Origin of the sequence: Paenibacillus albidus, from assembly GCF_014644435.1 — a bacterium.
Classification (GTDB): Bacteria; Bacillota; Bacilli; order Paenibacillales; family Paenibacillaceae; genus Paenibacillus_AQ; species Paenibacillus_AQ albidus.
Window position 1 is genome coordinate 143432 of sequence record NZ_BMKR01000006.1, and the last position, 11322, is coordinate 154753.

3 protein-coding genes are annotated in these 11322 nt (G+C 52.6%); 2 read left to right on the forward strand and 1 reads right to left on the reverse strand.

Going from position 1 to position 11322, the window contains the following annotated elements:
* Window positions 1-965: 965 nt before the first annotated feature.
* On the reverse strand, window positions 966-8675 hold the full coding sequence (locus IEY53_RS09020) for a pullulanase (RefSeq protein ID WP_189024077.1): 7710 nt from the start codon (window positions 8673-8675) through the stop codon (window positions 966-968).
* Window positions 8676-9189: 514 nt separating this feature from the next.
* Here IEY53_RS09020 and IEY53_RS09025 point away from each other — a divergent pair.
* Complete coding sequence (locus IEY53_RS09025; protein WP_189024078.1) at window positions 9190-10227, forward strand: LacI family DNA-binding transcriptional regulator; 1038 nt, start codon at window positions 9190-9192, stop codon at window positions 10225-10227.
* A 105-nt stretch (window positions 10228-10332) separates the two neighbouring features.
* Window positions 10333-10995 carry a beta-phosphoglucomutase gene (gene pgmB, locus IEY53_RS09030; protein WP_189024079.1) on the forward strand — a complete coding sequence of 221 codons (663 nt, stop codon included), beginning with the start codon at window positions 10333-10335 and terminating at the stop codon, window positions 10993-10995.
* The last annotated feature ends 327 nt before the right edge of the window (window positions 10996-11322 follow it).

Below are 11322 nucleotides of genomic sequence, written 5' to 3' on the forward strand. Positions count from 1 at the left end.
TAGTACCAGTAACAATAATTGCACCAACACCATCCAACACACTTCATTCTCACTTTGAGCACATCACAGTTACGCACAGGCATTACATTTTCTAACAAACTCACACAAAAGCCACTCTCCAATCATGAAGAGTGGCTTTGCCTTTCTAGCAAATCTCCAGTTAGTTAACTAATTGGTCTGTTACAGCTTGCGGTGGTTAGCCACAACGTATCCATTCTCTTCATTCTCGCTTGGAGCACACCACAGTTACACCGAGCATTTCAGCTATTAACTAACCACGCACCCAAGAGCCACTCTCCAATCATGAAGAGTGGCTTTGCCATTCTAACCAATCTCCAGTTAGTTAACTAATTGGTCTGTTACAACTTGCGGTGGTTAGCCAAAGCGTACCCATTCTCTTCATTCTCACTTTGAGCACACCACAGTTACACCGAGCATTTTAGCTATTAACTAACCACGCACCCAAGAGCCACTCTCCAATCATGAAGAGTGGCTTTGCCTTTCTAACAAATCTCCAGTTAGTTAACTAATTGGTCTGTTACAACTTGCGGTGATTAGCCACAACGTATCCATTCTCTTCATTCTCGCTTGGAGCACACCACAGTTACACCGAGCATTTCAGCTATTAACTAACCACGCACCCAAGAGCCACTCTCCGAACATGGAGAGCGTCTTTTGCCTTTCCTAGCAAATCTCTAGTTAGTTAACTAATTGGTCTGTTACAGCTTGCGGTGGTTAGCCACAACGTATCCATTCTCTTCATTCTCACTTTGAGCACATCACAGTTACGCACAGGCATTACAGCTCCCTAACAAACTCACACAAAAGACACTCTCCAAGCATGAAGAGTGTCTTTTCCTTTCCTAGCAAACTCTAGTTAGTCAACTAATAGACCTGTTACATCTTTCGGGGATTAGCCACAGTGTAAGTCACACTGTTCTCCTTGGTGTTCAGAGCCGAGTTACTTACAAACCCAGCAACCGATAGACTACCTGTGCGCTTTCGGCGCGGGTCATCCCTTCTTGCGGTGCGAAGAGGGTATCCGCCCTGCCTTGCACCAAGCCCAGCTTGGCGGCAAGATTCACATCAGCTGCCGCCCATGTGCTGATGTCGGAAGCATCCGCGAATGCCGCAACATGCTCGGCAGCCGGTTCAAGCTCCTGCCCTTGCTTCACTTCCAGGGCGCGGATAACCATGGCTGCCATCTCCTCCCGGCTGATCCGCTCACCCGGTGCGAATCGCTCTGCGGTGCGGCCCTTTACAATGCCCAGCTTGACGGCTGAAGTCACGTATGCCGAATACCAGGCCTCTTCCTTCACATCGCTGAACATTGCCTTGCCTTCCGCCTTCACTCCAAGCGACCGAATCAGCATTGCCGCAAATTCAGCGCGGCTCACCAACTGCTGCGGTCTGAAATGGCTGTCCGTAACTCCGGTGACAACCTGCTTCGCACTAAGCGATTGAATCGCCGCTTCCGCCCAATGAGCGGCTGACACATCAACAAAGGTTTTGTTAATTTCCAGTACGCCATATTTACTGAAATGTTTGACTTTTGCAGACATCATTCCGCCTTCGGGCAGAGCGCCCATATATTCAATGGAGCTGTTGTCCCCGAGATAGAATACACCCATCCGGTCATTAGTAATCTGCGCATTAAGCTTAAACTTCAGTGTAACCGGCTGCTCCAACACGGTTACCGGCAACTGTGTTCCGTCTTTTTTCATAATAATCAGATGCAACTCATAGATCGCGGAAACGGCGCTTACCTCCCTGTTGCTGCCGTTCAGCCGGCGAATCCAGGTACTGCCTGCATCCTCTTGCAGCGGGCTTGCCGAGAACAAGATACTAGCCTCTTCCACCGCCTCTCCGGGTACCTTACTTTGCAGGGCACGCAGCATTTCATTCGGGAAGGTCACAGAGACTTCGCCCATTTGAAGCACCAGATCATTCACTCCAAGCCATGCAGCAGCATCGATCGGCAGCTGCACAGTGCCCGGCTTAGCCACAATCTCCACTTGACCCTCTTTTCCCTTGCTCAAACGGTCACCGGTAATGACTTGTGTACCGTTAACAGGAGCCGGTGTAACAACAGGTGCTGAAGTCGGCACCGAGCCCGGAACGGACGTGGACTCAGGTGTGGATACCGGTGCAGGTGTTGGCGTCCCTTCGTCCGTTGGAGCAGGTGTAGGTGTCGGCTTAATCTCAGGTGTCGGCGTTACTTCCGGCTCCGGGTCATCTCCCGGCACCGCAGCCAGAATCACAGTTCCCCCGTCATCTCTGCCAGGCAGCAGGATTGTCACCAGTTGATCACCAGATACCGTATACGTCTTGCCGCTGTATTCGTCCACCACTTCCTTACCCGCTGCAAAAGGAACCGGAAGCTCCACCGTCACCGCATCCTGTCGTGTATGGATTGCTGTCACAACATGGGTACTGCCGTATTGCTTGTCAAACGCCAGATAGCCCAGTTCATCCGAACCCGCCAGCTTCATCCGCTTGCCAGCAGCGTACACTTTGGAATATTTGGCCCGGATATTCAGCAGCTTCGCATAATGATCATGCAGTGCCTGCTCTGCCGTCAGCTGATCCCATGGCATGTCGCCGCGGTTCTCGCTGAACTCTCCATTCGCCATGTTGCCGGCATTTTTACCGGAGCGTCCCAGCTCTTCGCCATAATAAACGACCGGCTGCCCCTTGGCGGTTATTTGCAGCGCCGCCGCAATCTTCAGCTTGCCTTTGTCACCGTCCACATAAGAGGACAGGAAGCCGTCTTCATCATGGCTGCTCAGGAACTGGGCCATCATCCGGGTATTGTCGATTTTGGCTTCGCGGTCCTGCAAATACGCGTCCACTTCATTGATTTTGCCATCTGTAAAATTCTTGGCCGCACCCTTGAAGCCGAAATCCAGCAGACCGTCCATCTGGCCGGTCCCGAGTTGCCCGCCGTTACTATCAATCGTGCCGCCAAAATATTCGCCGACCATTTTGAATTCCGGTGCAGCTGCGGTCAGCGCATTTTTGAAGGCTTTCCAGGTTGTATCCTCCACATGTTTGACCGTATCCACACGGAAATAGTCAATGGTGTCGCCACGCTCCGTCCGCGTGTTGTCCAGCCAACCGGTCTGCCAGGCAATGATCTGCTCACGTACCGCAGGGTCTTCAGTCCGGAAGTCCGGCAGTCCCGCCAATTCGCCCTGAATCGGGTCCGTGTCTGCGGAGACCCCGTCCGTGCGGAGCATCCCGGCAAAACGCTCTTTATCCTCAGCCGGAACACCCGGATTAGTATCCTCCGGCTTCAGGCCATAACCCGTATGATTAAGCACCACATCTACCATGATTTTGATGCCCTTGTCGTGGGCTTTCTCAATCAGCTCCTTGAATGTGTCCATATCACCCAGATGTTCATCCAGCTTGGTGAAATCCTTGGCCCAATAGCCGTGATACGCATATTGCTGGCCGCCGAACCCAACGCCTTGATTAAAATCAATGTTGTCCACAACCGGCGTAATCCAGAGCGTATTGATGCCAAGCTTCTGCAAATAGTCCAGATTATCAATCATGCCGCGGAAATCCCCGCCGTGATAGGCCTCCAAATGAGCCTTATCAACATTCTCATTATTCGTCAGGTCGCCATCCTTGAACCGGTCCGTCAGCGCAAAATAAATCCGGGCCTCCTCCCAGTCAAAATCCAGCTTTTCCCCCGTATAGGTTCTGGTCTTCACCTCAAGCTCAGCCGTCTGTGTATGCAGATTCCCATATTGATCCACCAGGGTAACCGGAATCTTCTTGAGGCCTGCCGGAACGTTATCTTTGACCGCAACCGTCTGCTTCATCAGCACCGTATCCAGCTTCACCCGGGCAGTTCCCCCGAGGGCAGTCAAGTCCATATAGGCATCACTGTAAGAGATTTCTTCCGGCGATTCGGCCTGGACGGTCAGCACGGCATTTTGATTCGGCGTGACCGCCTGCGGGCTGACTGCCGCAGTTATCGTCACTTCCGGCACATGATAGACCACCGAGGACTCACCGTTTATTGTGTTTTTCGGGTCGGTGATTTCTTCGGTCAACCCATTTTTCGTCACCAGGAATGTGTACTTATAAGTGCCCTCTTCAAGATCGCCCAGCGTGTAGCTGAACCATTCCTTGGCGGGATCGTAGACCATCGGGTACGAGGTTCCGTTCACTTTCACCTTAACGTCCGTAATGCCAGCCATATTGTCACTACGGAACAAGGCGTCATCGCGGTAAATAAAGGTGATGGTCCCGTCTTTCAGTACAGGCCCGCTGACTCCCGGCTTGATATCAAGCTCCTTCACCAGGCTGGTCACATGGACTTTGGTAAAAGCTTCGCCCGGCATCAGCGGAATGACCCGGTCATCCGGATAATCCTGCTTGCCGGTGTTCCAATCCGTGCCTTTGCGCAGCACGAAGCCTACACTGGTTGCACCAGGCGCCACTTCAATCAGCACGCTGGCGGTGCCATTGTTGAACGTTGTAAAGTCGATTTGATCGTTTTTCACTCCGGTATTCCAGACCCAGATATTCCAGTCCTTATAATCCTGGTCCTCCCGGCTGTACGTGAACAGCACATACCGTTTGTTATCCACCGGCTCCTTCGTTACAGTAACGGTCACGCTCGCAGATAATCCGCCGTAAGTAACCGTAATCGTGGCTGTTCCTGCGCTAATCGCTGTAACCATTCCTTTACCGTTCACCGAAGCCACTTCCGGCTTATCAGACACATAGCTGGCCTGGCCCGTTACCGTCCGTCTGCTGCCGTCTTCGTATTTCGCGGCCACTGCCGTCTGATGTGCACCATCCACTTGCAGCGAATAGGCGGAACTATCCGTCTCCAGTGAAGCAAGTACGGCTGCGGCAACATCCTTGCGGATAATTACCGCAGTTAGCGGCTCCAAGGTAATCGACCCCGCCGTCAGCACAAAACCGCTCTGATCCCCGGCCGGTATCGCGGTCACTCCCGCCTCGTCGTTGTCCACCACGACCTGCCCGCCGGTCAGATCCTCACTCAGGGTCAGCGTTCTGGAGGTGTTGTCGCCATTCATAAAGACATAATATAGGCCCGTTCCATCTGTAGCTTTGTTCGTGTAGCCAATCACCAGATCGGTGGCCTTCATCTCCGGGGTTTCCAGCAGCTTCACATTGGAATTGACAAGGTTCAGGTCTCCCAGCCGGAAGGCATCCGTCGATTTCCGTAGTGCAATCAGCCCTGCCGTATATTCCCTTGTAGTGTTCTGAACCGGAAAGCTCACTTCATCCGTGGCTTTGGTCCAATCGAACATATTAACCGCGTCCGAAGAATCATAGGAGTCATGGATAAAATAACCAAAGGACAACCCGCTGGCATCCTTCATCTCCGTATACTTATCTTCAGGCACACCGGCAGCTTTCCACTGCTTCGTGCGTCCGTACTCTTGACCCGCCTGCATAAAAGCCGTTCCCTGCGATGTGAGCATCAGCAGATTGCCAAGCCGGATACGCTTCTGGATCTCCAGCTCATTCTCCGGGACCGCCGGATCTTTTTTGATCGACTGCGCGATCACATCATGCAGCGTGAGGTTATCATGCGCCTCGATATAAGGCACGATATCGCCCGGATCATCCGCCGGGATATTCGACGGCTGTCCCTTGATATTGTTCAGAATCGTAGCGATGGAGCGCGCGCCGCCGGTAATGAATCTCGGCTCGCCTTCCGAGCCATAACCGGATTTCAGTTCATTGCGGAACTCATCCGAGAATACGCCCACACTGTCCGTGCGGCTCATCCAGTCCTGATCGGCCCCTTGCCCCGCAAGCGCCGGATCGGAAGCCGCACCGCCGAAGGTTCTCCAGCCTTCCCCGATAAACAGCGCCTGCGGATTAATCTCTGCCGCCGCATCATAAGCAGCCTGCACCGCATCGGCGGTAGCATCGCCCATCATGTCCCAGCGCATGCCGTCGATTTTGTACTCTTCAAACCAGTACTTCACGGAGTCGACCATCAGCTTCTTAGCCATCTTGTGATTGGTCGCCAGGTTGTTGCCGAACCCGCCGATAAAATTTCCATTCGCATCCTGGAAGGCATAGTAATTCGGCACGATGTCGTTCAGCAGCTCTTTTTGGGCCATATGCGTATAGACGACATCGAGAATAACCCCCATCCCCGCTTCATGCACCGCATCAATGAGCTCTTTCAGCTCCTTGATCCGTGCCTCGGGATCGGCGGCATCCCGGGAATATGCACCGTCAGGGGAGAAATAGTTATGAGGGTCATAACCCCAGTTATACTCATTGCCTTTGGCCGAATATCCGCTCCCGCGGTCCCCCATCTTCGTCTCATCCCCGTAATACCAAGACATCACGGGCAGAAGCTGAATATGGGTTACGCCCATGGATTTAATATAATCAAGCTTCTTCTCAAAAGCGGCATAAGAACCCCAACGCTCGCCATCCAGATTGCTCTCGATGGACACATCCGAAGTAAAGTCACGGATATGGACTTCATAGATCACGGCGTCCTCGCGTTTCTCGTAACCGTCGATATCGGCCGCCTGATAATCCGCCGGGTTCGTCACGCCCAGATCCACGATCGCCGCTTTACCGACCGTATCTCCGCCCGTGCCGGGTTGTCCTGCCGTATTCACGGTGAATGCTGCCATCGACTTGGCGTAGGGATCAAGCACGGCTTTGGCAATACCGTCGTTGGTGACGACGTATTGGTAAAAGTAGCCCCGAACATCCTCCGCCCCTCCACTGTCAAGGTCTCCCGGGGACAACTTCACCGACCACACGCCTTGCTCGCCCAGCGTCAGCTCAACACTGCCGACCAGCCGGTTGGCGTCGTCCTTGTCATAGACATTCGCTGTTACACTGCTCGCTTTGGGTGCCCATAACTTCAGCGTAGCGGTGTGGTCAGCCGGATGATAGGTTGCGCCGAGATCATCCCCGGTGTAATTGTACATTTCATCGAGCATTCTCCAGCCTGTTGCGGCAGACAACGTCTTGCCCGCATACGAAATACTCAGCGGAAGCTGATCCAGCCCGAATTCGGCGGTATCCACCTCGATAGAAGTAGCACTCTTCACTGCTACCGATGCGACCTCGATAGGGCTGCCATCTTTGGCTTTGATCGTAATGGCTGCCTTCAATTCCTCGGCAGTCAGGCCGTCCGTCAAGGTGAATCCAAGCAGAATTTTATGAATGGATAATACTTCGGCCGACACGAATCCAACCGGCATTTCGCCAAAAGGTGAGACGTAGACATGGTCCTCCCCTTCCCGCACCCAGATCTGGTTGTAGCGGTCCAGCAGGCTGAACGTTTTATCGCCGCCGTCTTTATCGCCGTTCGACGGTTTCATGACGATGAAGCCAATTTTCTTCGCACCCTCTGCCAGAGGCACATCGACATAAGAACCGAAACGGTCCTTCTGCCCGGCAGGAAAAGCTGTCGCTCCGGATGGCCAGTTCTCCGAAGGCGCTGCCACGTGATCCCACAGCCACAACCCGTATTCGCCCTGATTCCCGTCTGCCCGCTGATAATGAATCCGTACCGTATTGGCCGGAAGCGTTATGGGCTCGTAAGGCGTAACTTCGTTTGACCCTTGCTTGATCCAGATTTCATTGGTCTGCGGTGTACCTATGGAGAATAGTTTGTCACCTTCGTCTTTGGCCTGGGTGCTGCGGTGGACGACAAGAAAAGAAATCTTCAACGCCCCCTCCTTCAGAGGCACATCAACATAAGCCCCATAGGCATCGGTTTGCCCATCCGGGAACGGAGTCGCTCCTGCCGGCCAGTTCCCTGAAGGTGCTGCCACATCATCCCACAGCCACAAGCCTTGACCTTCATAATCGCCGGCGGGCCGGTTGTAATGGATCCGTATGTGCCCTGCCGGTACAGGCTGTACCATTGAAGGTTCGCTTGGGGGTGTAAAAAAAGCGGACACTTGGTGGTCCAGCGTACTGTACTTGAAGGTCACCGGAAGATCTGCGGGCAGGTTCAGGTGCTGATCCGTCTCCGGATAAATAGCATCTGCTTCGGGTGTCTCGCCTGGAACCCAAATGCTGTACGTGTAATCCCCGGCAGGAAGTGCCGCAGCTACATCGTAGACGCCGTCAAAATCAGCATCGGTCAAGACGGTCTTAGCATCTGCCGGCGAGGAATCTCCGGCATCTCCCAGCTCCGTCTGGAGGGTACCCGTCAGTCGCGGAAGCTTGCCTTCCGCGAGCGGTGTGTAATACGTGGAGTCGGCAATTTTGCGCGTAAACTCGTTGTAATAGAACGTAACTTGTTTTTCAGCATCGAGTGTAATTTGGATGTTGCCGTCTTTCTCCTTTCCCTGCGGGTTCGTGTAGTTTGCGTAGCCATAGCTCTCATCCCATGTCCCGTTAAGGGCGACTTTGTATTCATACACTCCGGCCGGCAGGGTGCCTGTAAATGCGTAATAGCCGCCACCCAGATCTGACATCTGCGTCGCCGCCGCATCCGGGTTCCAGTTGTCCGCCGGGTTCCCGGCGCCTGCAGATATAGCGGCCTGTAAATCGCCTGCCAGCACAACCTTGCTCACCGCTGCCTCCGCGTTAGCCGGATAGACCGTAAAACTGGAACAGATCAAAGCAATAATCATACAGATGCTGAATAACCTTTTCGACCGGGAATGACCCCTTAACGCAACATTCATCCTGTAAATCCCCCCATGTGTTCAATATTTGAATGGTTATGGTGTACTGCTGTTGCTGCGCGGAATCCCGTCACTCCTGCTGTCAAAGAGTGGCCGAAAATAGCGCAAACGTTTGCAAAAAAATGCAGAAAAAACGCAGTTAAAAACGCTCCACTCACCTCCCCAAGCTCTTCAAACGATATTTGCACAGACTCATCCTTGAAAGCGTTTGCCACATTTTGATTATCATACTAATGCCGCCATGAAGAAATTGTCAACTGTAATTTAGTTGTCTCCATATCGCCTATATACGTGTTTTAGCCAATAAACAAAAGGTTATTCTCCTCACGTGGTGAATCACATCCCTCCCCTGCCATTATCCCTACCCGGAGACAACCGTTTGCACGATGAACGCTGCGGAATCATTCCCCCCAAGGACTGCAGGGGCTTTTTGAAGGAGTTTATCTATTTACAATTGCCAATACTTCGATTAATATTACTTTGTGAAGCAAACGGTTCCATAAGGAGGTTTCTTGTGACAGTTACCATCAAGGATGTGGCAAAGAAAGCGGGAGTCTCTCCCTCCACAGTATCCCGGGTGTTGTCTGGACATCCCAGAATTAGCCTGGAAACCTCCCGCAAAGTTAAAGTTATTATGGAGGAAATGGGCTATACGCCCAATATGATGGCTAAGAGTCTGGTGTCCAAGACAACCAACAGCATATGCATCATTCTTCCAAAGCCGGCTGAAGAACTGTTCTCCAACTTGTTTTTTATGGAGCTCATCCGCGGGATTGTCACACAAGCCAGCCGCTCCGGCTATGATGTGCTGATCAGTTCCGGTGCAAATGAGAAAGAAGAACTCGAAGCCGTCTCCCGTCTGCTCAAGGGCCGCCGCGTGGATGGTGCCATTCTGCTCTATTCCCGGAAAGACGACGCGGTGATTGAATTTCTGGAGAACAACAGTTATCCCTTTGTCCTGGTAGGGCGAAGCGACCGGTATGAGAATATTTTATCCGTCGACAATGACAATGTCATGGCTGCTTTTGACGCTACGAACCACCTGATCTCCATGGGGCATGAACGCATCGGATTTGTCAGTGGTCCGCCGGAGCTTATTGTATCGCGCGACCGTCTGGAGGGATACCGTAAGGCCATGCAGAGCAGCGGTCTGCAGACGCAGCCGGAATGGATTGTCGAAGGTGAATTTTTGCAGGAGAGCGGATACCGGGCGATGTCTTTCTTCATGAATCTCCCGAACCGGCCAACTGCACTGGTCGCCGTCGACGATATGGTATCTTTCGGTGTACTGCGCGGACTGAACGAGCTGAAATACAAGGTCCCTGAGGACCTGGCAATCGTCAGCTTTAACAACATCCCGCTTTCCGAATTATCCAGTCCGCCGATCAGCAGCATTGATATCGGAATTTACCACCTGGGCTATACGGCCTCCCAAGTACTGATCCAAAGTATCCAAAAGCCGGATAACAACACAGGCTATACAAACAGATTTGTGATTCCCCACCGGCTGATCATCCGGGAGTCCTCAATGAGGGGACCCGGCAAGGAGTAATTCAGCTTATGAATAGATGAAGCTCAATGCAGGCTTCATTTATTTTTTGGAACTTTGTACAAACGTTTGCGCTATAATGAATAACACTGATCAGGAGGCACAATTATGAGAGAAATCAAAGCCTGCTTATTCGATCTCGACGGTGTGCTGGTAGACACCGCCAAGTATCACTACATCGCCTGGAAAGAACTTGCAGACAGTCTTGGCTTCACCTTTACGGAGCAGGATAACGAGCGGCTCAAAGGGGTCAGCCGGACAGCTTCGCTTAATATCCTGCTGGAGATTGGCGGTTTGTTGCTGGATGAAGAGGAAAAAACACGGCTGGCCGAGCAGAAGAACAACCGCTATGTCCAGTACATCGCCAAGATGGACAGCTCCGAAATTCTGCCGGGCGCACTGGAATTCCTGAGAGAATGCCGTGAACAAGGGCTGAAGATAGCGCTGGGCTCCGCCAGCAAAAATGCCATGACGATCTTGAACAACACCGGTCTTACGCCTTACTTCGATGCCATTATCGACGGTACTCATACCAGTGCTGCGAAGCCGGACCCCGAAGTTTTCCTGCTCGGTGCGCAGGCACTGGGTACGGCTCCCGGGCAATGTGTGGTCTTCGAAGATGCCGAAGCAGGGATCGAAGCGGCCATCCGTGCCGGCATGGCAAGTATCGGCATCGGTTCCCCGCAGACGCTCAGTGCTGCGAACCTCGTCGTCCCTTCCCTGGCCCAGATGAACGTGAGCCTTCTGCGCGAGTCTTTTGCCACGGTTTGATGAATTTTGTTGAACCGTAAGCATACGCAGGCGCTTCTTTAACCAGGTTGGATACATAATATGATCCAACAACGCTTTTCCCTGCATCGCCCTCTTCCAAAGAACTAATTTTGCCATCAAGTTACAGTTAGAGCGGAGCGGGCGAGAGGATTGTGGAGAAGCGGCAGCGGTCGCCTTTGTCCCCGGATGCTTACCGCCGGTATTCCAATTCAGGCATCCGGGGACAACAGCGATCGGAACAACCACTCGCCTGCGCAGCGGCACAATCGTAACCATACAGCGCAACCATTAGATCTTTTTATCTCATCCCCTATTTTAAAGGAGCCG

Bases quoted from the DNA above. Each gene is read 5' to 3' on its own strand.
- pgmB (WP_189024079.1), top strand. From the start codon at position 10,333: ATGAGAGAAATCAAAGCCTGCTTATTCGATCTCGACGGTGTGCTGGTA.
- IEY53_RS09020 (WP_189024077.1), bottom strand. From the start codon at position 8,675: ATGAATGTTGCGTTAAGGGGTCATTCCCGGTCGAAAAGGTTATTCAGC.